Annotated in this window: 21 protein-coding genes; 3 read left to right on the plus strand and 18 right to left on the minus strand. The window is 41.0% G+C overall.

What is annotated here, in order from left to right; translation table 11 throughout:
* Window positions 1-14: 14 nt before the first annotated feature.
* From NDN11_RS09735 to ybaK, 4 genes are all read right to left on the minus strand, one after another.
* Window positions 15-1,832 carry an IucA/IucC family protein gene (locus tag NDN11_RS09735; RefSeq protein ID WP_251109491.1) on the minus strand — a complete coding sequence of 606 codons (1,818 nt, stop codon included), beginning with the start codon at window positions 1,830-1,832 and terminating at the stop codon, window positions 15-17.
* Window positions 1,829-3,310, minus strand: coding sequence for a lysine N(6)-hydroxylase/L-ornithine N(5)-oxygenase family protein (locus NDN11_RS09740; protein WP_251109492.1), 1,482 nt, complete (start codon window positions 3,308-3,310; stop codon window positions 1,829-1,831). Before NDN11_RS09740 ends, NDN11_RS09735 begins: the two co-directional genes overlap by 4 nt.
* Complete coding sequence (locus NDN11_RS09745; protein ID WP_251109493.1) at window positions 3,303-5,087, minus strand: IucA/IucC family protein; 1,785 nt, start codon at window positions 5,085-5,087, stop codon at window positions 3,303-3,305. Before NDN11_RS09745 ends, NDN11_RS09740 begins: the two co-directional genes overlap by 8 nt.
* Window positions 5,088-5,424: 337 nt before the next feature.
* A complete protein-coding gene (gene ybaK / locus NDN11_RS09750; RefSeq protein WP_167247391.1) occupies window positions 5,425-5,889 on the minus strand; it encodes a Cys-tRNA(Pro) deacylase in 465 nt (154 codons plus the stop codon).
* Between the two features lie 164 nt (window positions 5,890-6,053).
* Here ybaK and NDN11_RS09755 point away from each other — a divergent pair, with 164 nt between their 5' ends.
* Complete coding sequence (locus NDN11_RS09755; protein WP_167247393.1) at window positions 6,054-6,359, plus strand: hypothetical protein; 306 nt, start codon at window positions 6,054-6,056, stop codon at window positions 6,357-6,359.
* 184 nt (window positions 6,360-6,543) lie between these two features.
* Entirely contained in the window at window positions 6,544-7,920 is a 1,377-nt protein-coding gene (locus tag NDN11_RS09760; RefSeq protein ID WP_251109494.1) for an ABC1 kinase family protein, read from the plus strand.
* 71 nt (window positions 7,921-7,991) lie between these two features.
* On the opposite strand, the gene pobA is transcribed toward NDN11_RS09760, so the two are convergent.
* The gene (gene pobA, locus NDN11_RS09765; RefSeq protein WP_251111529.1) at window positions 7,992-9,203 is read right to left on the minus strand and encodes a 4-hydroxybenzoate 3-monooxygenase; all 1,212 of its coding nucleotides are present in this window, start codon (window positions 9,201-9,203) and stop codon (window positions 7,992-7,994) included.
* Window positions 9,204-9,342: 139 nt separating this feature from the next.
* Between pobA and pobR the strand changes: the two genes are divergently transcribed.
* Entirely contained in the window at window positions 9,343-10,158 is an 816-nt protein-coding gene (pobR, locus tag NDN11_RS09770; RefSeq protein ID WP_251109495.1) for an IclR family transcriptional regulator PobR, read from the plus strand.
* Between the two features lie 54 nt (window positions 10,159-10,212).
* Here the strand turns inward: pobR and NDN11_RS09775 are convergent, their stop codons facing one another.
* The 13 genes from NDN11_RS09775 to paaA form a co-directional block, all read right to left on the minus strand.
* Window positions 10,213-11,667, minus strand: coding sequence for a benzaldehyde dehydrogenase (locus tag NDN11_RS09775; RefSeq protein ID WP_251109496.1), 1,455 nt, complete (start codon window positions 11,665-11,667; stop codon window positions 10,213-10,215).
* Window positions 11,668-11,880: 213 nt separating this feature from the next.
* A complete protein-coding gene (locus tag NDN11_RS09780; RefSeq protein ID WP_251109497.1) occupies window positions 11,881-12,483 on the minus strand; it encodes a gamma carbonic anhydrase family protein in 603 nt (200 codons plus the stop codon).
* A complete protein-coding gene (locus NDN11_RS09785) occupies window positions 12,470-13,429 on the minus strand; it encodes a PaaX family transcriptional regulator (RefSeq protein WP_167247401.1) in 960 nt (319 codons plus the stop codon). The genes NDN11_RS09780 and NDN11_RS09785 overlap by 14 nt, the downstream gene beginning before the upstream one ends.
* 62 nt (window positions 13,430-13,491) lie before the next feature.
* Complete coding sequence (gene paaK, locus NDN11_RS09790; protein ID WP_251109498.1) at window positions 13,492-14,781, minus strand: phenylacetate--CoA ligase PaaK; 1,290 nt, start codon at window positions 14,779-14,781, stop codon at window positions 13,492-13,494.
* Between the two features lie 42 nt (window positions 14,782-14,823).
* Window positions 14,824-16,035 (minus strand): 3-oxoadipyl-CoA thiolase, encoded by a 1,212-nt coding sequence (gene pcaF / locus NDN11_RS09795; protein ID WP_251109499.1) that lies wholly within the window; start codon window positions 16,033-16,035, stop codon window positions 14,824-14,826.
* A 12-nt stretch (window positions 16,036-16,047) separates the two neighbouring features.
* Window positions 16,048-17,586, minus strand: coding sequence for a 3-hydroxyacyl-CoA dehydrogenase (locus NDN11_RS09800; RefSeq protein WP_251109500.1), 1,539 nt, complete (start codon window positions 17,584-17,586; stop codon window positions 16,048-16,050).
* Between the two features lie 2 nt (window positions 17,587-17,588).
* Complete coding sequence (paaG, locus tag NDN11_RS09805) at window positions 17,589-18,380, minus strand: 2-(1,2-epoxy-1,2-dihydrophenyl)acetyl-CoA isomerase PaaG (RefSeq protein WP_251109501.1); 792 nt, start codon at window positions 18,378-18,380, stop codon at window positions 17,589-17,591.
* Window positions 18,380-19,153 carry an enoyl-CoA hydratase-related protein gene (locus NDN11_RS09810; protein WP_251109502.1) on the minus strand — a complete coding sequence of 258 codons (774 nt, stop codon included), beginning with the start codon at window positions 19,151-19,153 and terminating at the stop codon, window positions 18,380-18,382. The genes paaG and NDN11_RS09810 overlap by 1 nt, the downstream gene beginning before the upstream one ends.
* 8 nt (window positions 19,154-19,161) lie before the next feature.
* Window positions 19,162-20,223, minus strand: a complete 1,062-nt coding sequence (locus tag NDN11_RS09815; RefSeq protein WP_251109503.1) for a 2Fe-2S iron-sulfur cluster-binding protein — start codon at window positions 20,221-20,223, stop codon at window positions 19,162-19,164.
* 23 nt (window positions 20,224-20,246) lie between these two features.
* Window positions 20,247-20,747, minus strand: a complete 501-nt coding sequence (gene paaD, locus NDN11_RS09820; RefSeq protein WP_167247414.1) for a 1,2-phenylacetyl-CoA epoxidase subunit PaaD — start codon at window positions 20,745-20,747, stop codon at window positions 20,247-20,249.
* Window positions 20,748-20,763: 16 nt separating this feature from the next.
* Window positions 20,764-21,519: a 1,2-phenylacetyl-CoA epoxidase subunit PaaC gene (gene paaC / locus NDN11_RS09825; RefSeq protein WP_251109504.1), complete on the minus strand. Its 756-nt coding sequence runs from the start codon at window positions 21,517-21,519 to the stop codon at window positions 20,764-20,766.
* A gap of 12 nt (window positions 21,520-21,531) precedes the next feature.
* On the minus strand, window positions 21,532-21,822 hold the full coding sequence (paaB, locus tag NDN11_RS09830) for a 1,2-phenylacetyl-CoA epoxidase subunit PaaB (protein WP_005188892.1): 291 nt from the start codon (window positions 21,820-21,822) through the stop codon (window positions 21,532-21,534).
* Between the two features lie 33 nt (window positions 21,823-21,855).
* Window positions 21,856-22,791 (minus strand): 1,2-phenylacetyl-CoA epoxidase subunit PaaA, encoded by a 936-nt coding sequence (gene paaA / locus NDN11_RS09835; protein ID WP_251109505.1) that lies wholly within the window; start codon window positions 22,789-22,791, stop codon window positions 21,856-21,858.
* Window positions 22,792-23,050: the final 259 nt, after the last annotated feature.

Here is a 23,050-nt window from a genome sequence, read left to right on the forward strand (position 1 = left end):
ATTTAGTAAAAGACTTAACCCGCTTTAGATTCAGCTTGCTGAGCTGACCATATCGCCAATGTTTCGGGACTGACTGGATTTGCAATTGGATCAAGGAAAACAGGAACTGGACGCTCTGCTTCATCGTTATAACTGGTGGTAAATAAACGAACACGGTTCAAACAAATTTTGGTGTACGTTGGGCGTAACATGGCAAATTTTTCAGCACGTTCAGCCAGCTCTGGATGTTGTTGATTAAATGCAACAATGGTGTTGGAAATGGTCTGCCAGAAATCAAGTTCTGAATATTCAGGATAGTCTTGTAAAAATACATTACAGATATAACGGTAATGCACCATGAACAGTCCTGTAAAAATGAAATGACTTAAATCAGTAGCATCATGGCGTAATAACAAATCACCTTCAGACGGCAATTGAGCTAACTCTGGGAAATCCTCATCAACCAAATTGATGTCATCAATGAAGTCTTTTAATACCAATGCTTTTGGCACACCATTTTCATGCACTAACATGGTGTTTTCGCCATGTGGTGAAAAAGCTAAACCATAGCGATACAGACAAAGCAATAACGGACTCAAACAGACTTGTGCAAATTGTGCTAACCAAGCCAAAGGACTTAAACCAGATGCTTGAATCAGTACACTTAGGATCGATTGACCTGAAATGTCTCGATGCAAAAGTGCTGCCTGAGAAAGCACTTGTTGAGATTGATCAACATAGCGATCAACACTTTCACGCCATAAGCAGCCAAACAATTCTTTAAATTGGTAAGGTGCGCCTTCGATTTGGTCAAAACATGGTTGATGAATCGTCAATGTCGCAATTTCACCTAAGAAAATCACACCGGTATTCTGTAAGTCTTGATCTTGCTGATGAATTTGCTTTAACCATGCAGTCACTGCTGGAGCTGCAAGATTACGCTTAGACGGCAATCCACGATAGACAGCGGTATTAAAGATACTTACTGGCAGTTTAATGTAATGACGTTGTAGGTTGGATGTATTGCATAATGTCCGGATAGATTGCATTGGCACATAGCTATCTTGGCTAATGTTTAACTCAATAATTTTTTGGTCTACAATTTCATTGGCATACGTTGGAACCAACCACTGATGCCATTGCCAAGCATGAACAGGAATTAAAAAGTAATTTTGCGGATCTAGGTTTTTTTCTTTCAAAATATTGATGAATTGTTGCAGCTCATTTGCATCAAACTCATGTTGGTATAAACCACATGCATCCCACTGCTGTGTGCTGCGGAACTCAGCCAAATCACGATGTACTGCCAACCATAAGACTTTAACTTCAGGTGATAATTCTGGTGCAGCGCTTAAATAGTCATCATAACCAAAGCCCATGCGCCCTTTACTCATGATCAACCAAGGATGACCACGTAACATACCTTCAACTTTATAATGTGGTTCAGTCAAAACTGCGCGGCTTGGTAAGCGTGCTTCATTAAACAAATGTGCCTCTGCCAACCAAGTATTATTCATTTCCTTGATCAAATACGCTTTGGTAAATGGCTTTACATCTGAGCTATCAGACATTGCAACAATAAACTCATGCAAATTCCAAGCAGGCTGATCACTCTGCTGGCCATTGCTTACATCACGTACTGAGCCTTCCTGAATATTCCAGTGACCAAGTAAATATTGGTGTCCTTGGAATTCATAATGACGATTGCCTAGATCTAACTGATAACGTCCTGCTGATAAGGCTTTAACTTCAATAATTTCTTCATATAGAAACTCTGCAATCGCCATCTCTATGAGACGCTGCCCAGCGGCACGCCATTGCTGCTGATTAATTTTTAAAGTTGCAAAGTTCATATCAATTTCTCATAAGTTGAATGTACAGACACAGTTTGTGTACGTGTATTTGCACAACGACTACCTGTATGTGCTGTAATCGTGCTTTGTTCTGTTTTCTTTAAAATAGAGTGGTTTTGGCTTACAGCTTTTTCGGAAGTACCATCTGCTGAAAGTACTTGTTCATCTGCCATTTGAATTTTGGGATTTTGGGTAAGTCCAAAATGCTGGAAAGTCTGTGCTTGTTGACCAAGTTCATAAAGCGACTCGCCAAGCAACTGGTTAATAATCGTGGCTGCACGATAAGCACCAAGCCCTAGGTCTGGTGTGCCTACGCCATGGCTATGCATTTCCTGATTTTGAACAAAAATATGGCCATTCAGATGATGCACAACTCGATAATCCTCAGTGATTTGCCAACGTTGTTTATGGTCAAATTCAATATAAGGTTTAATTAACTGCATAAAACCAAAGTCAGGTGTAAAGTAACCTGTTGCGGCAACGATGAAATCACAATCTAAGTGGAAAGCCTGTGTCGTAGCACGATGTTGGAAATGTAGTCGAATTTTTTGTGTGTCTAATACTTCTGCATCTTTCAAATCACATTGGCTATGTAAATGTGTCTGCAAACTTTGACCCGCAATGCTACGGTGATAAAGTTTCTGATAGATTTCACGAATAGTTTTTGCACTAATTCCCTTATACAACAATGCCTGCTGCTGCAATTGCTGTTCTTTCTTCTCGACCGGTAAATCATAAAAGTGCTGTGCATAGTCTGGGCTAAAATGCTCCAGTCCTAATGGTGCATACTCCATTGGGAAAAAACCTTGAGAACGCGTAAACCAGTGCAGGTCGAACTGATGGTTAACCACATCCTGCTGCTCATCAAACAGATCAATAAAGACTTCAGCAGCGGATTGTCCTGAGCCAAGTACGACCACGTCGCCGTGTAAATCTGTATCGACATGTGTCATATACTGCGCAGAATGCAGACATTTTTGTGGTTGCAATTGCTGAACTTTGCTCAAACATTCAGGCAGGTAAGGTACATTCCCACTACCGATGACCAGATGACGGCATAAATAACTTTGCTGAACACCCTCCGATTCCACAAGAACTTTGAAACCGACTGTTTGAGGCTCAATCTTCAAGACACGAGATTGGTATTCGATACAATCAAGCTGTTCTGCAACCCATTGGCAGTAATGGTTATACTCGCAACGTGGAATATGCGGTTGTTCTAAAAAATAAAACTTATATAAACGTTGCTGATGTCGCAGATAATTCAAGAAACTAAATGGGCTGGTTGGGTCAACCATCGAGACCAGATCTGCCATAAATGGAACTTGCAATACCGTATTGGGTAACTGCATTCCCGCATGCCAGTCAAACTGAGCCTTTTGCTCAAAGAATGCATAGTTAAGTGAGCTTTTGTTCTGTAAAAGACTCGCCAGACTTAAGTTAAAAGGTCCTAAACCAATACCAATGAAATCAAGCATAACTGACATCCTTCTGTGAAATACGCAGTGGATTTGGCAGTTCTACATAGACAGATTGGTTTTCGACAGGTGCGATGAGCTCATCTAATTCATGTAAACGTGTTAGCAAGTTACCTTTATAAGGTAATGTTGCATTAAACAATAATCCTTGTAATAAGGTACTTTCAGGATATTGCTGCAACTGCTCTTGTAAGAAAGTTGTTAGGTGCTCCAGTAATTCATCTTCAGTGATATAACCTGTTGCGCCAATCGCATTGATAACGCCAAACAAGGTATTGCCAAAGAAATAATAACTAAAACGTTCATCCACAAAATCTTTAGGGCCTACAGCAAATGCCTTTTCTTTCAGCTCAGGCAGTGCTTTTAGAATTTCAGTCGCAAACTCTTCAATATAATAGAAACCTTGATTGTCACGTAGCCATAAGGTTTTTGGGAAATGGTTCTCTAGTTCCAACAACACATTCTGCTGATGTGATTCGAAAGCCATACCGTAACGATGATATACATACATCAAAGGTTGCAAACTAACTTCAAGGAAGCGATTAAACCAATCTAAAGCGATTTCTGAGAAATCGGTTTCGTGATGTGTTTTTGCAATTTTTGCGAATAAAGCATTGAAACGATTGAGTGGTTTACTCGGATGATCCTGACATAAAGATGCAATACAGGTTACTTGTTGTTGAGGAAGGAATGGCTGATCTCGGAAAATACAAATACTTTCGTTCACCACCTCATCATCAATTTTTAAAGCAATCCATGCTGGATCATTCACCGCTTTTAAACTTGGGCATTGCTTTAAAATATTCTGACCAAATTCGCTATGCCATAAACGATGGGTTAATTCACCACGATGGCATTCTTTGGCTAAATTGACACGAATTGAATTGGTAATCATCACCGAAAGCGACGGCTTAACCATCCACGGTGCATTAAAACTTGCAAGTGTTCGAATCGAAGTCGTCGGAGAAAATTGCCAGCCACGCAAACCTAAATCAACCAATTGACCTGTTTGCTTTAAACGCTCAAACCAAGGTTTGCTTTGTAAATAGCGTGCCTGCCATGGATGCAAAGGCAGTAGTTTATATTCCGCATGCGTTTTTAATAAATTAAGATCGCTTTCTGACAAATACCATTGCAACGCAGTTTTGAGCTGACTTGAAATAGCTTCATCTGTTGCACTGCCCTCGGAAATATAATCTTGATGCACTAACCAATAATGAAGTTGCGTCTTACCTTTATGCTCAGGTGAAAACTTTAACCAATCTTCATGTACAAAACCTGTTCTACTTTTCGGTGCTGGATGCATACTGTGACCGAGGATTAGTGCTTGCTCTGTTTCAATAAAGTTTTGCCCAGCTTTGACCAAGTCATCAAAATCATCTTCACGTTGTACTAAAAACTGTTGCAGTGCATCACGACTCTGAATCCATTTTTCTAACAAAGATGCTGCATCTAAGGAAATAGGAGACTCAAAAACCAGTTCTTCAAGCAAGAGCCCGACGATTGCAACAGGACTGAATGTCTTGATTTGACCCTGAATAATGATTTGTGGAAGATTTTCTAAACGATGTCGCCCAACTCGACTGACATAAGATAAAGGAAAATTACATTGTGCTTGAATAGAATGGATAGGGATTGATAACAGCGTCAAACCTTGGCTAAACGCTTGTTGTTGTGGACTTTGCTGACTTTTATCTAGCAAGTGACCTTTGCCAGTTTCTTGCGTATATGCATTGACGAAATGTTGCATCGCCAACCGATTGGCAAGTGATTGCATCTGACGGTATCCTCTTTCAAGAGAGTTAATTTGTTTTTCGAAATGTTTTAGGCCTGAAACACATCTTAAGCATAAGGGAGGCTATGATTAAGATGCGATTAATGATAATTATTATCATTTATAATTTCAATTCCATTACGAAACTTGAAAAATAGTATTTAAACACTTGAATTAAATAATGTTAACTAGAAGAAAAGAATGAAAAAGATACAAAAAGATAATAATAATTCTCATTAAATAAAATGATAATTTTTCAATTGCTAATTGTTTTTGTAGATTTTAAAAAATCAAAAATAACAATAATTTATAAAAAACATTGTCTTTAAAATATATTTAATTAGTCTAAAACATCAAAGAAACCCGCTCCAAGCAATTTTGCAAGTTCCTGTGGATTAAGTCCAATATCTAACCCCCTTTTTCCACCACTCACATAAATTTTGTCAAATGTTGTCGCCGTTGAATCGATCACTGTCTTCAAACGTTTCTTCTGCCCCAATGGACTAATTCCCCCAACCAAATATCCAGTTAAGCGTTCGGCATCTTTCGGATTCGCCATTTGTAGTTTTTTACATCCAACAGCCATTGCCACTTTTTTTAGATTAAGTTGATGGTTTACAGGTAAAATTGCGATGAAATAATTTTTTTCGTCAGTCACCATCAAAGTTTTAAACACCTCTTCGACGTTTAAGTTCAATTTTTCTGCAGCTTCGAGTCCAAAGCTTTTTGCATTAACATCATGTTCATATTCATGAATAGAGAATGGTATTTTATTTTTTTCCAATAGTTTACAAGCAGGCGTCATAACAATTCAGTATTTTTGTTGAATGGTGGTCGTGTGATAAGTGTAGCATTTTTAGATAAAAGTTTAAATTTACTTAGGCTATTTTAGATATAAATCTATTCTTGATAAATGCTATCTCAACCTCATATATTTGCTAAAGGTTAGATCACAGGCTCAATTTCATTATGAGTTATAAGCATAATAATTTAATGGCAATGCGCCAAAATTATTGGGATGATGAATCATCTTCAACTGTACTGGCTGAAAAGCAATTACTCAGGATGTTGCTCGTTCAAGAAGGTATCTTTAAGGATGCGACTTTAGACGATACCAAGTATTTTTTCTTTACACTCCCCAGTATTATTATTGTTAAGGCATATGCTGTTGGTTTTCATCATAGCCAAGTAAAACAGATGTTAATGAAACATATACATAGCAATCGAGCCGCACTGATGCGGAAATCTTCGCTTAAGATTCAATTTAAAATTTAGGACAAATGTATAGTAAGTATTAAAATTTTACTTAGGCTATTTTTATGAAGATCCCCCTATTGCATAAATTTAGACTGATAATTCAAGAGATTGAACTATTTTAATACGTTCAAAAGCTGTAATATCCGCTACAATCCAAGTTTCGGCTTTTAACCCTCCGATTTCAGCATAGGACTTTTCTTTCATGTCAGATCAGAACGATAAGCTTAAGAATCTAAAAACCTCATCGGTGGATCGTCGCTTATCTATTGCAAAAGCTTCTTTACTTGCTGGAACACGTTGGGCGACTGCAAGTGCTACTTCGCTATTCTCTAGCGAAGAAGAAAAAGAGAAAAAACGTAAAAAAGCCATGGCTGAACAGGCACACTATTTAGTTTCTGAAATTGGTAAGTTAAAAGGGTCAATTGTTAAGATTGGGCAAATGATGGCTTTATACGGTGAACATTTTTTACCTGAAGAAATCACACAAGCCTTAAACACCTTAAATAATCAAACGGTTGCATTGGCTTGGCCAGCAATCAAAACACATTTGCAAGAGCAACTGGGTGCCAAATTAAATGACCTCACGATTGATCATGAGCCAATTGGAACAGCCTCACTTGCCCAAGTACATCGTGCAACACGCAAATCAGATGGTTTAGAGTTAGTACTTAAAATCCAATATCCAGGTGTTGCAGAAGCAATTGATTCAGACATGAATCTTTTCAAGAATATGTTAAAACTGACTCGCATGGTGCCACAAACCCGCGAATTTGATCAGTGGTTTGATGAAGTTCGTGAAATGATGCACCGTGAAGTCGATTATGGCATTGAAGCCGCGACGACGCGCCGTTTTGCCGAACGTTTGAAAGATGACCCTCGTTATGTTGTACCGCAAATTGTTGATGAGTTCTGTGCTGACAAAGTACTTTGCATGACTTTTGAGCGTGGCGTACCTGTCAATAGTCCAGTGATGCTGTCTCTGCCGCAAGAACGTCGAAACCAACTCGGTGAAGCATCTTTAGAAATTGCTGTGCGAGAATTGTTTGAATGGGGCGAAATGCAGACCGATCCGAACTTTGGTAATTACCTCGTTCGATTAGGTAATGGTGACGATGTTCAAGATAAAATTGTGCTACTCGACTTTGGTGCGATTCGCCAATTCGATAACAATTTGCTAACTGTCGCTCGTAATTTGATTCATGCAGGTTATGACCATGACAAAAATGCAATGGTTAAAGCCATGACTGGCTATGAATTTTTTGATGGTATGCCTGAAAGCATTAAACCTGGTATGGCTGATGTATTCCTGATTGCGACGGAAGCATTTAGCTGTCCGAGCAACAATCCAGATATGCCAGTTGGGATTATGGATGATCAAGATCGTTATGATTGGAAAAAAAGCCAATTACATAGCCGTGTAATGCAACAAGCAGGACAATCTATGGCTTCCCGCTATTTCTCGGTTCCACCCAAAGAGTTTATGTTTATCAGCCGTAAATTCATTGGCGCATATACCTTTATGACTGTGATTGAAGCGAAAACCAATGTACGGAAAATGATTCCACAGTTTGCTGAATAAGCTAGCAATACCATAAAAAGGCTTGCCTAAGAAATTAGACAGGCCTTTTTCATTTGCCTTACACAACCAATTTAGACATGCACCTCTTCAGACATGTTTTTAATTTCATAAGGTAAACCTACATAATTCTCTGCCAAGGTCGTCTGACCTGCATGCGAGCCAAGAATATAACTCAGCTCAGCCTGCTTAATTTTATGGTCAAACTCACTTTCTGTTTCAAAGCGATGCAATAAGTGTGTCATCCACCAAGAAAAACGTTCAGCCTTCCAGACCCGTTGTAAACATTTTTCTGAATATTCCTGAATGCCCTGATCTGAGCCTTCAACATAATATTCAATCAATGCACTGGATAAATATGCAATATCAGAAGCTGCAAGATTCAAACCCTTTGCCCCTGTAGGCGGAACAATATGCGCTGCATCCCCCGCTAAGAATAGCTTTCCAAATCGCATGGGTTCTGTCACAAAACTGCGTAGCGGAGCAATGCTTTTTTCGATTGAAGAACCTGTTACCAACTTTTCTCGGCTTTCGGTGTCTAAGCGCAATTTGAGCTCTTCCCAAAACTTTTCATCAGACCAGTCTTCAACTCGGTCTGTCACAGGAACTTGTAAATAATATCGACTACGTGTTTCTGAACGCATACTGCATAGGGCAAAACCGCGTTCTGACTGAACGTAAATCAACTCATCGGCAACAGGTGGTACATCAGCTAAAACACCCAACCAACCAAATGGATAGACTTTTTCAAAGGTTTTAATCTTATCTTCTGGGATACTTGCACGACAAATACCATGATAGCCGTCACAACCTGCAATAAAGTCACATTCGATCTGGATGGTTTTACCTTGATGTTCAAATTGCACTTTAGGTGTTTGATAAAAATCACTGACCTGTACATTTCGTGCTTCATAAAATGATTTAAGTTGCGCGGCCTCCCGTGCCATCATCAAATCTTTAGTTACTTCTGTTTGACCATAGACCGTTACCTGCTTTCCACCAGTCAATGCAGATAAATCGACGCGATGCTTGTGACCATTGCTGAGTATCTCAATGCCTGAATGCGGCAATCCTTTCTCGTTTAGATGTTGATCTACACCAGCCTGTTTAAGTAAATCAACCGAGACTTGTTCCAAGATGCCAGCTCGTATCCTCGAAGCGACATAATCTCCACTACGTTGTTCAATAATAATATGCTCAACACCTGCTTTGTATAAAAGTTGCCCAAGTAGTAATCCAGCTGGACCTGCACCAATAATTGCGACCTGTGTTGTTAAAATTTCCATCACTTCATCCTTGTTATCTCCTGTCATTTAACTTACTGCTTTTAAGTTTTGTACACGATATAGCCAAGTTAAAAACAACCGTTTATCATCTCATTTGTCCGAATAGCGGACAAAACATCACAATAACAGGAATGGAAGCATGGTTAAGGTTGAAGCTGTGTTAGATCATCCCAATTCGCAAGAACAGATTCGTCAGGAAGACTATATTGCGGGTTTGGCAAAGGGCCTCGCTTTACTGGAGGCTTTTGGTGTTGATCGACAACGTTTAAATGTCACTCAAGTGGCTGAACGGACTGGGATCAGCCGAACAGCAGCACGGCGCTATCTTAAAACTCTAAAATACTTAGGCTATTTAGACACAGACGAACATTATTATTGGTTAACCTATCGTGTGTTACGTTTCTCGAGTTCTTATTTAAGTTCAGCACATCTGCCTAAAGTTGCCCAATCCTTCCTTAATCTTTTGTCTGCACAAACGTCATTAACCTTTTCATTGGTGGTCTTAGATGATAACGAGGTCGTGCCAATCGCTCGTAGTTATCTGCCTCAACAAGATAATCTAAGGGTGAGCCCTTATGGCATGCATTTAGGCAATCGCCTACCTGCACACGCAACGTCAACAGGTAAAGTCTTATTGGCTGCCCAATCTGAAGCTGCTCAACACGACTGGGTAAAAACCTTCGGTTTAAGACGTTTAACCCCTTTTACCATAACGGATGAAAGCAATTTTTTTGAAGTGCTAAAAGGTATTTCACAAGCAGATTATTGCCTCTCCAAAGAAGAACATGAACTCGGTGTCATCGCAATTGCCGTGCCTGTGATCAATGCTCAAGGAAAAGCGATTGCCGCTCTAAACTGCATGTCACAGACCAATCGTGTACAAGAGGATTATTTAGTGCAACAGATTTTACCGCTACTACGCAACACCGCCAACGAACTGCGTAATGTGATTTAGAAGTATATGTCCCTAAAGTTTTAGGGACATATCGGAAAGAATTTTCAACCTTGCTTAGAATGGATAATGTGGTGCTTGCGCCTGAATGGTCATCCATTGCCATTGGGTAAACTCATCCGCATTTGCAGGACCACCAATCCGTGTAGCATTACCTGATGCACCAAAGCCACCAAAAGGATTCACTGTTTCATCATTCACAGTTTGATCATTGATATGTAATAAACCAACGTTTAATTGTTGTCCAAGTTGCATACCACGACCAACATTAGCAGTAATAATACCCGCTGAAAGCCCATAATCGCCTTCATTTGCAAGTTCAATTGCCTGTTCATCCGTGCTAAAAGGAATCAGGACTGCCACTGGACCAAAGATTTCTTCTGTAAAAATCGGATTGTCTTGCTTTACATCAGCTAAGACCGTTGGTTCAAAGAAAACACCGTTGGCTTGTCCACCAACTTCAAGTTTTGCACCGTGCGCAATTGCATCCTTAACCAGTTGTTCAACCCGTTGCGATTGCTTGGCATTAATCAGTGGGCCAATCGTGACATCATTTTGCAAAGGATTACCCACCACAAAATTTTTGACCTTCTCAAGCACACGTTGTTTGACTTGAGGATAAATCTTCTCCTGAATCAGGATTTTTCCAGAAGTCATACAAATTTGACCCGAATGCAAAAAAGCCCCCCACGCGATATTCTCTGCTGCAAGCTCAATATCAGCATCGTCCAGAATAATCAGCGAATTTTTACCACCAAGCTCCAAAGAAACCTTTTTCAGTGTCTTGGCTGCATTGGCACCGACAATACGACCTACTTGGGTTGAACCGGTAAATTGAATACTCGCAATATTCTTATCCAAGGTCAGGGCTTCACCCACTTCAGCACCACCTGGCAGTACATGTAGCAGTCCTTGTGGTAAACCAGCCAATTCAAAAATACGGGCGATTGCATAACCGCTACAGACTGCAGTGCGTTCATCAGGTTTTAGTACCACTGCATTTCCAAGGGCTAAGGCAGGTGCAACCGCACGCAACGCAAGATACAATGGAAAATTAAACGGTGAAATCACACCAACTACACCTAAAGGCACTCGCTTGGCTAAACTCAGTTTACCTGCCGTAGTTGGCAATAATGTGCCCTGATCAGCCGCTGGCAAACCGATACAATGTTTCAATACCTGTATCGAGATATTAACCTCAAACCCTGCTTTTAATTGTAGCGAACCACTTTCTTTTACCAGCCATTCAATGATTTCAGCCTGATGCTCCGTTAGGATATGAACTGCGCGCTCAAAAACTACCTGACGTTCTTGATAACTCAGTGCCCACCATTGCTTTTGTGCAATCTTGGCTTGCTGAGCTGCATCGAGCACATCAGATGCATCTGCATATCCAATCTGCCCTAAGGACTCACCAGTCGCAACTTCAACCACTTGATAACCGTTTTTGGCAGATTGCCATGTACCACGAAATAATTTTTGATCCCAGATTTCTTTTGTTAAAATAGACATCATTAACCTCGTTGTATTTCCTTAAATAAAGCATTCATTTTTAGAAGGGTTTATATTCAAAAATGTACTGGCAAGTGCTTGCCTGTATTTTTCTGACCAAGAAGTAGAAAAATTTACACTCCATCATCAACTAATATTTAAAAACAAACTGTTGCTTTTTGATGTCTTGTTATCGCGGAAGTTCAAAAAAATTGATCGGCTCAAATGTTCTATTTATGCTGTTGTTGGCTTGATTTGGTGATCTGACTGAAAATCCTGATAGGTCTTACGATCATGTGAATCTTCAATCAAAGGCAGGACTTCTATCATGCTGTTTAAACAACGCTGCGCCAAGTGGATATATTCTTGAGTGCCCTTTATTTTCCATTCGCTTTCTTGTTCTGTTAAATCTCGCACAACTTTTGCAGGGCTTCCCATTGCCAGTACATTGGTAGGAATTTGATCTTTGCTTTTGACCAAACTATTTGCGCCAATAATGGTGTTCTCACCAATTTCAGCATAATCCAGAATGACGCTATTCATACCAATCAACACATTTTTACCGATACGGCAACCATGTAAAGTCGCAGCATGGCCAATATGTCCCATTTCTTCAACAAGGGTGACACTTTGCGGAAAGCCATGAATGATGCAACTGTCCTGTACATTGGCATTTGCTTTGATATGAATACGGCCAAAATCCGCTCGCAATGAAGCAAAAGGACCAATATAAACTCCAGCGTCAATAATCACATCACCAATTAAAACTGCCGTGGGATGAACAAATGCACTGGGGTGAACCACAGGAACTACCCCATCAATGCTATAGCAAGGCATGACTTAATCTCTCATTACTTTGGGTTAAGCCACCAAAACGACGCCAGAAAGGCGCAGTTGCATTCGGCATTGGTCCTTCCGATGTTGCCGCAACCGATAAGAAATAGTCATCTGCCGCTTCAAAAACTTTTTTGTAGATGTTCATGGATAATGTACGGGCATTGACCGCAGGCCAGTCCGCGGATAATAGCTCTAAGGGCAAAGCAGGATCTTTCAGTAAAATACGACGATAATAATGAATCAGTAAGGTTCGAATTTGGAAGGCTTGAATCGGTTCAATGCTTTCGTCGCCCTGCATCAAAATCACGCCAATTTCTCTAAACATATCCAAAAACTGCAGGTAGCGTTGACGTAACTCATCAATCGGCCAATTGGTTTCTAACATACGACCAATCGTTTCGGTAGAGTTATTAAACAGTTGTAAAGTTTCAGCCTTAAACACCACCACCTGCTCACTCATATTTAAGTCAACCAGTAGCTTTTGCAGTTGTAAACGATTTGAACCTGGATAAGCCATGAGATTGGTAGAAATATTGGCAAAACCCAACCATTCCAGTTCTTTCTTTAAAAACGCCTTATTGTCTGTATCCAGACTCGACATCAAAATCAGATCCCAAGAATGATCCCACTCTTTCATCTGATCATTATAAATCCGTTGCTCAGCTTGCAAGTATTTGGAACGACTAGCATCAGTAATGCGATAGAAACTGGTTCTGCCAATTTTATCTGAACCAAGCCAGTCATTTTTGACCAAACGAAAAACAGAAGTTCGTACAGCACGATCATTAAAATCAAACAACTCCATTAACTGAATCAAGCTGGCAAGACTGATATTTCCACCTCGATGCAATACTGAATCGCCAAAAATAGTCGAAATCAATGAGGTACCACTTAAGGGTTCATTCTGAATAATTGAATCAATAATTTGCTGTAACTTTACACTCATACTTTTATCTTGGCATTTAGATTCAGGATATAGGGAATACTATACCCTGAATGATTATAATGTTAAGCAATCTGACGCATATCAATGACGCGTTTTGCTTTACCCTCAGAACGTGGCAAGGTCAATTCATTCACCACTTCCACCGTAACTGAAATCCCAATCATGGTTTTAATCCGCTGCATCAACTGCTGAGCCAATTGCTGTGCCTGCTTGTCACAGTTATGGCACATTTCGGTACGGATATGCAAAGTATCCATATGTCCTTTCTTTGCGACCAGAATTTCATAATTCGGCACCAAACTAGGTACTTGCAAAATCTGTTCTTCGATCTGGGTCGGAAATACATTGACGCCGCGAATAATCAACATGTCGTCACTACGCCCTACAATCTTGTCCATACGACGCATCGCCATGTTCTGACCTGCCAATAAACGGGTCAAATCGCGAGTACGGTAACGAATAATCGGTAAACCTTCTTTGGTAATCGTGGTGAATACCAGTTCGCCTAATTCACCATCCTTACACACCTCACCTGTTTCAGGATTAATGATTTCAGGATAAAAATGGTCTTCCCAAATGGTCAGTCCTTCACCTTCGCCCAGACACTGCATCGCAACCCCTGGCCCCATGATTTCCGATAAGCCATAGATATCCAGTGCTTTGATATTTAAACGGTCTTCAATCTCACGGCGTAACTCTTTTGACCAAGGTTCAGCACCAAAAATACCAACTTTTAAAGAGGTATTTCGTGCACTCCCCAACTGTTGCTCTAGTTTTTCAATAATACTGACACAATACGATGGTGTGACCATAATCGCAGTCGGTTTAAAGTCCTGAATCAGTTGCACCTGTTTTTCAGTCTGCCCACCAGACATCGGAATTACGGTAGCACCCAAACGCTCAGCACCATAATGTGCGCCTAAACCACCAGTAAACAGACCATAACCATAGGCGACCTGAATCATATCTTTGGCACTCAAACCTGCCATACGTAGGCAACGCGCAACGATATCCGACCAAGTATGAATATCTTTTTGGGTATAACCAACGACAGTGGGTTTCCCAGTTGTGCCAGATGAGGCGTGTAAACGGACAATCTGTTCCTGCGGTACGGCAAACATACCAAATGGATAGTTATCTCGTAGATCCTGTTTGGTGGTAAATGGAAACTTTGCGAGGTCATCCAGCGTTACAAAGTCATCAGGATGTACACCAGCATCATCGAACTTTTTCTTATACACAGGGCTATTGGCATAGACATAGGTCAATGTTTCTTTTAACCGTTTGGTTTGAAGTGCTCGCAACTCCGCTAGCGTGATTTTTTCTACATTTTCTATAATTTGGCTATCCACTGCCATCTCTCCTATATCGTTATTTCACGAGAACCGTCTAAATTAATTTAAATTTTCTAAAATAAGGGCCACACCTTGACCAACACCAACACACATGGTGCACAGTGCATATTGCCCACCACGTCTTTTTAATTCTCTAGTCGCAGTAATTACCAAACGAGTCCCACTCATACCTAAGGGATGTCCAAGTGCAATCGCACCACCATTCGGATTGACACGCGCATCATCATCCTTGAGACCTAACTCACGCATACATGCTAAAGATTGGGCTGCAAATGCCTCATTTAGCTCAATCACATCCATTTGATCTAAGCGAAGACCTGTTTGTTTTAAAAGTTTCTGAACAGCTGGAACAGGTCCAATGCCCATATATTTTGGCTCAACACCTGCACTTGCAATCGCGAGCACACGTGCCAAAGGCTTTAATCCGTGCGTGTCTGCAAACTGGCGATTGGTCAATAAAACACAGGCCGAACCATCATTGACACCAGATGCATTTCCCGCAGTGACTGAACCACCCTCTTTACGGAATGGCGCTTTGAGTTTTGCCAAGCCGTCTAGACTCGTCTCTGCTCTTGGATGCTCATCCTGACTAAAAATGGTGATGTTCTTTTTACGATCGACCAGTTCAACGGGCAAAATTTCATCTCTAAAAAAACCATTTTGTTGCGCCGCTGCCACTTTCTGTTGACTACGAATCGCAAACGCATCCTGATCTTGTCGGCTAATCTTGAATTTTTCAGCCACATTCTCAGCCGTTTCGGGCATGCTGTCTGTGCCATAGTCAGCTTTCATCTTTTTATTAACGAAACGCCAACCAATGGTGGTATCGAATATTTCAGGACTGCGTCCAAATGCTTCGGTGGGCTTTGCTTGAACAAAAGGTGCCCGACTCATTGACTCCACGCCACCTGCAAGTACAAATTGAGACTCGCCCGATTTAATTGAACGTGCAGCCAAGCCGACTGCATCTAAACCCGATGCACATAAACGATTTACCGTCATTGCAGGAACTGCCTCAGGTAAACCCGCCAATAAGGTGGCCATGCGTGCCACATTACGGTTATCTTCACCAGCCTGATTAGCACAACCCAAAAATACTTCATCCAGTTCTTGCCAAGGTAAATCAGCATGTTTTTCTTTTAAGTACTTAATGGGTAATGCAGCAAGATCATCAGTACGCACCGAACTTAAAGCACCTGCATAGCGTCCAATTGGGGTACGAATAAAATCGCAAATTAAAACGTCTTCCATGTTGACTCCTAGTTATGCAAAGGCTTTTAAATCTTTTGAATATTCAACGCGAATACGCTGCTGCTTCGCCACATATTGTTTGAGATAAAGACTTGCACGATATTTTTCTTCGCCATAGATGGCATATAAATTGTTTAGTGTTGCCAAGACGTATTCAGCACCCAATTGCATCATCCATTGATACGGCCCTTTAGGATAGTTCACTCCATATTTCATGGCATTATCAATATCTTCCATACTCGCAACACCATGCAGACTTGCTTCACAGGCTTCATTAATCAGCAGAACAATAGTACGTAAGGTTAACAGTGCTGGATGATCGCTGATCCAAAGTATCTTGATCTGGGATTGGGCAAAGAAATCCTCAACAGTTGCAAGATCATCCGCTTGGCAAAGATGGTTATGGCTAAGAACCACCGCCTGAGCATGTTCAAAATGATGATGCCAATCCATCAATACCGTTTTACGATTTGGATAATCGATATTGGCAGATTCTCCCTGACTTAGACGTAAATCAACATCATCAATTTGGATGATATTTTCACTACTTGCTAAAGCATGGCTTAAGCCCATACGTTCTAATAAATACGGACATTGAGCCCATGTACCTTTGACTTGAACATCAGCATGAAAAGAAGACGCAGTAATAAGCTGAGGCTGAAAAATCGCATACTGATTTTTTTCATCGTAGCGATAAAAGCCTTGCTTTGATTTGCGTCCCCATGTACCAGCATCAACCAATTCTTTCTGAATCAGACTTGGACGATAACGCGGTTCATAAAAGAAGGCTTCATAAACACTCTGTGTGACTGAGAAATTAACATCATGCCCAATTAAATCGGTTAACTCGCACGGTCCCATCGCAAAACCACCGCACTGCTTTAAGGCATAGTCGAGTAGATCATAGGTTGTGACCTGTTCTTGCAAGGCACGAAATGCTTCAGCATAAAACGGACGGGCAATACGATTGACAATAAATCCTGGCGTTGACTTGGTTAACACAGGAATTTTGTTCCAAGCCAGCATTAGATTTCTTAAGGACTGACATAAAACTTCCGTTGTTTTTAAACCCTGTACAATTTCGACCAGCTTCATCACAGGTGCAGGATTAAAAAAATGCAGTCCAACCACACGTTCAGGGTGTGGAACAGCAGACGCAATTGCTGTCACTGAAATAGATGAGGTATTGGTGGCTAAAATAGTTTGGTCATTACAAATCGTCGCCAACTGCTTAAACAAAGCTTGTTTCACTTCCAGCTTTTCAACCACCGCCTCTATCACCAAATCAACACCTGCCAATGCTTCAATTTGATCCGCAATAGTCAAACGTGAGAGTGCTTGCTGAGCCTGCTCAGGTGTTAGCTTGCCTTTTTCTGTCAACTTGGCGAAGGTCTGATGCAATCCATCAATCGCCTGTTTGGTCTTTTCACGATCGAGATCGTAGAGAACAGTTGAATGACCATTGACCATCGCCAACTGAGCAATACCGATTCCCATTGTTCCGGAGCCAATCACGGCAATTTTGGCATGAGACAAATCTAGATTCATCATGCTTAACGTCCCTGAAAATCAGGCTCACGCTTATTCATGAAAGCTTGCACCCCTTCACGATAATCTTCTGAGCGTCCTGCGATACGTTGTAAATCTCGCTCCAAGAACATCTGTTCATCAAAGCTGTTATTACTGGATTGGTGGATGGCTTTTTTAATCAGTGACAGGCCAAAGGTCGGCTGTTTGGCTAAACGTTCTGCCAGTTCAGTGACTTTTGATTTCAGCTCTGCATCTTCGGCAACATCCCAAATCATGCCCCATTCTTTTGCAGTTTCCGCAGGAAGTTTATCTCCTAACAAAGCCAACCCCATTGCACGGGCTTGCCCTACCGCACGCGGCAGAAACCATGTTCCGCCTGAATCTGGAACCAAACCTAAACGACAAAATGCCTGTACAAAATTGGCAGATTTCGCTGCGACAACCAAATCACAAGCCAAAGCGATATTTGCACCTGCACCTGCCGCAACACCATTTACCGCACAGATCACAGGCTTGGGCATATTGACAATCATTTTAATCAGCGGGTTATAGTAGGTTTCAATCGAGTAACCTAAATCAGGGGCAGCGGCATTTGGATCAACCACGCGATCACCTAGATCTTGTCCTGCACAGAAACCACGGCCTTCACCACTAATCACCACACAACGAATATCTTGGTTTTTACTCCAAAAGCTCAAGACCTCAGCGACTTCACGGTGCATATCCACGTTAAAACTATTCAGTGCTTTTGGTCGATTAAAGGTTAAATAACCAACAGCATTTTTTTCTTCCACGATAATATTGTTATAGTCCATCACTCACCTCTAAACACTGGTTTTCTTTTTTCAAAAAATGCATTAATGCCTTCATTCCGATCTTTAGTTGCCGCCAACCAGACAAAGTTTTGCCGTTCGGATTTCAATCCCTGACTTAATGTAATTTCGTGAATACTTTTAATCGATTGTTTAATTACCCGAATCGCCAAGGGCGCTTGCTTGGCAATTTTGCTTGCCAGTTGCATGGCATATTCCACCGTGAGTGCTGTTGGTACCACTTCGCTACAGATACCATGCTGCTGTGCTTGTTTGGCGGAGATCATTTCCCCTGTCATCGCCCAACGCATAGTCAATTGTTGCCCAACCAAACGCGCCAAACGCTGTGTGCCACCAGCGCCCGGTAACATACCCAAACCAATTTCAGGCAATGCAAATTTTGCATTTTCACCACACAGTACAATATCTGTATGTAAAACCAGTTCAAATCCCGCGCCCAAGGCATAGCCATTCACAGCTGCAATAATTGGTTTACTGAACGCATCGATCTTCTGCCATAGCTTTGGACGGATATCGAGTTGTAAAGCTACAGTATCCATTTCTGCTAACTCAGCAAGATCTGCACCTGCTGCGAAACAATATTGATTGCCTGTTAGAACAATGGCTTTGACTCGGGCATTGTGTTCTGCCTGTTCAAGCAATTCGCATAAATATTGCAAAGTTGCATTATTTAAAGCATTCCGTTTTTCAGCACGATTGAGGGTTAATAACATCACACCATCAATTGTTATTTCGGCTTTGATTAGCTCTTGCATAGCCACCTCTATTCATCAAAGCTCAAACGGACATTTGAGCTTTTAGGTAAGGTTTGACAGCTCAGCACATAACCTTTTTCGACTTCATCATCTTCAAGACTGTAGTTCAAGAACATATCAACATCACCAGAGAGCACCTTGCAGCGACAGGTCGCACACACGCCGCCTTTACATGCATAAGGTAAATCTGCACCTGCACGTAATGCAGCATCTAAAATGCTTTCATCGTCTTGAGACACTGACACGATCAGTTCACGACCATCCAGTACAATATTGACTTGTTCTTCCTTACGATTTACATCGGCATCGACTGCCCGTTTACGGACATGACCGGTATTAAAACGTTCAGTATGAATCTTGTCTTTGCTTAAACCATAGGTCGGTAACAGGCTTTCGACTGTGTCCATCATTTCATCTGGACCACATGCAAAAACATGGTCAAAATTACTTTCTAACACCTCATGCTCAAATAATTGCTTGAGCTTGTTTTCATCGATACGGCCATTCAGCAGCTCGCTGTCATTGAATTCACGGGAAAAAATATTGATCAACTGAAACCGTTCTTTAAATTGATCTTTCAAATCCATAATTTGCTCAGCAAACATGGTTTGTTTCCATGAACGATTACCATAGAGCAAGGTAAAATTCGATGTCGATTGCTCAAACAAAATCTGTTTAATAATCGACAAAATTGGAGTAATCCCGCTGCCCGCAGCAATACCTAAATAAGCTTGCCCACCTGTTCTGGCAGCCTTCTGAAAAAACACGCCTTGTGGTGGCATCACATCAAGAACATCGCCAACTTTTAAAAAATCATTGGCCCAATTTGAGAATTGACCTTGATCCATCTTTTTCACCGCGATACTGATATCTTCTTTCGGTGCATAACTACAGATTGAGTAGCAACGACGAATCTCACCAGCCTCAGTTAAATGACGAATCGTTAAATGCTGACCTGGCTGAAATTTAAATTGTTGTTGTTGCTCAGATACAAGATCAAAGGAAATACAAATGGCCTGATCTGTCTGAGGCGTAATACTTTTTACTTTTAAGGGAATAAATTGGCTCATGGCTGATTTCCTTATCTAACACTTTAAATACATTTAAAATAATCAAAGGGCTCAAGACAGTCCTGACATTTGTACAAGGCCTTACACGCGGTCGAACTAAACTCCGTGAGCAGCTTGGTATTTAGACTTTTACACCGCGGACACACCACACCATCTTTTAAATGAACGTGTGTCCCACATTGATGAGCTAAACCCTCTGGTGGCGCGATACCATAGTCTTGTAACTTCTTCTTGCCTATTTCAGACATCCAGTCAGTTGTCCATGCTTCAGATAAATCAACGATCACCTTCGCAGGGATAAGGTCTTCTGTGGCCAACGCCTCGACAATCTGCACTTTTAATAAATCCGTTGCAGGACAGCCGCTATAGGTTGGTGTTAATCGAACAATAATTTCTTGCTGATCATTCAGTTCCACCCCACGAATCATGCCCAAATCCACTACAGATAAAGCAGGAATCTCAGGATCACTCACCGTTTGCAGAACATCCCAACACTGATCGATACAATGACGAATCATTTGCATGGTTCAACTCCTTGTCTTACCAAGTCATTTCAGGATAAGTGCGTTGAATGGCTTGCATTTCAGCCAGCAAATATCCTAAATGTTCCGTATGTAGACCTTGTTTGGCACCACGGCGATAAGCACCATTTGCAGGAACTGTCAGCTCAAATCGTTCTAATTCTTCAGCAATTGTCTTGTCCCATTGTGCTTTTTCATTGGATAAGTCACTGATTAAACCCTGCTCAACCAGTACATATTCTTCAGCCGTCAATTCAAACAACTCTGCACTAAAACGCCACAAGCTATCTAATGCGACCTGTACACGTTGATGTGCTTCTGCTGTACTTAAACTCAGACGCTCCATCCAACTGGTTGAAAAGCGAATATGGTATTTCACTTCTTTCAATGATTTCATTGCCAACGCGGCAATCTCAGCTACGGCGCTTTTGCTTAAAGACGTCATTAATAACAAGTGATAATGATCCATTAGCCATTGGCGTACGATGGTTTGAGCAAAATCACCGTTTGGCTGTTCACATAACAATAAATTGAGAAATTCACGTTCTGAACGGAAGTAAGCCAACTGATCTTCATCTCGCTGTGCTGCTTCATATTGCCCAGCTAAAGTTAAAAAGTTTCTGGATTGCCCAAGTAGATCCAGACCAATATTCGCCAAGGCAATATCAATCTCAAGCTCTGGGGCATGACCACACCATTCCGCTAAACGTTGTGCCAATACCAACTGGCTATCGCCAATATGTAATAAGAACTTAGATAAAATAGGATTATTCATTTCCATACTCCCTTACATATGCTCGATGCCATCAGGAATATGATAGAACGTAGGATGACGATAAACTTTGTCTAGCGCTGGTTCGAAAAACTCAGCTTTTTCATCTGGCTGTGATGACTTAATCAATTCAGAACGAACCACCCAAATACTGATTCCCTCATTACGACGGGTGTACACATCGCGTGCATGTTGCAAAGCAATTTCATCATCAGATGCTCTTAAACTACCGACATGACGATGACTAAGACCTTGTTTGCTACGGATAAATACTTCGTAAAGCGACCAGTTATTTTTATCTTCCATTTTGATGTCCTCAATTTTGTCCATAAATTTTGCTTAGGCGACTTGCGTTAGGGCTTGTTGCTTTTTAGCGTAGATAACAGCTGCATCTCGAACCCATTTACCGTTTTCCCAAGCTTTGCGTCGTGCTTCTATACGCTCGTGGTTACATGGCCCTCGACCAGCAATCACTTCATTAAATTCGTGCCAGTTGATTTCACCGTGGATATAACGTCCCGCTTCTTCATCCCACTTCAAATCAGGATCTGGAACTTCTAAACCAAGCTGCAAAATTTGAGGAACCGTGTTGTCGACAAACTTTTGACGTAAATCATCGTTACTGAATCGCTTAACTTTCCAAGCCATACTTTGCGCACTGTTTGGAGAATGTTCATCACTCGGCCCAAACATCATCAGTGCTGGCCACCAAAAACGATTTACAGCGTCTTGTGCCATTTGTTTTTGTTCAGGTGTTCCAGCGGCTAGTACCATCATGGCTTCAAAACCTTGACGTTGATGAAAGCTTTCTTCTTTACAGATACGCACCATGGCACGTGCATATGGGCCATAAGAGGTACGGCACAACGCCACCTGATTCACAATCGCTGCACCATCGACCAACCAGCCAATCGCAGCAACATCGGCCCACGTCACCGTCGGATAATTGAAAATTGATGAATATTTCATTTTTCCATCAATCAGTTTTTCCATCATCTCATCACGGTCAGCACCTAATGTCTCTGCAGCACTGTAAAGGTAAAGACCATGCCCTGCTTCATCTTGAACTTTTGCGAGTAGAACCGCTTTACGCTTTAAAGTCGGTGCACGCGTAATCCAATTTCCCTCAGGTAACATGCCAACAATTTCAGAATGACCGTGTTGCCCAATTTGGCGAATCAACGTTTTACGGTAAGCATCTGGCATTTCATCTTTTGCTTCTATCGTGATGTCATTGGCAATATTGTGTTCAAATTTCTGATACTTATTTTCCATGTGTCAATTTCCGTTAGGTCTTAGCCTTAAATCTATTTTTCGATACATTAAAAATAAAGTCAACAATATTTTATGTATCATATAATAACAAGATTGAAATTTAGCATTAAGAAATTGTTTTAATTAAATATATTTAACAAATAAAAATTAAAATGATCTCTTTCTTATAAATTTAAGTTGACATTTTTCTTAATCAGCGTGAAATTATGAATCATATTTTTAGTATTTCAAAAATTGATGTATCAGATAAAAATGGAGT

Source organism: Acinetobacter sp. C26M, assembly GCF_023702675.1.
GTDB lineage: Bacteria > Pseudomonadota > Gammaproteobacteria > Pseudomonadales > Moraxellaceae > Acinetobacter.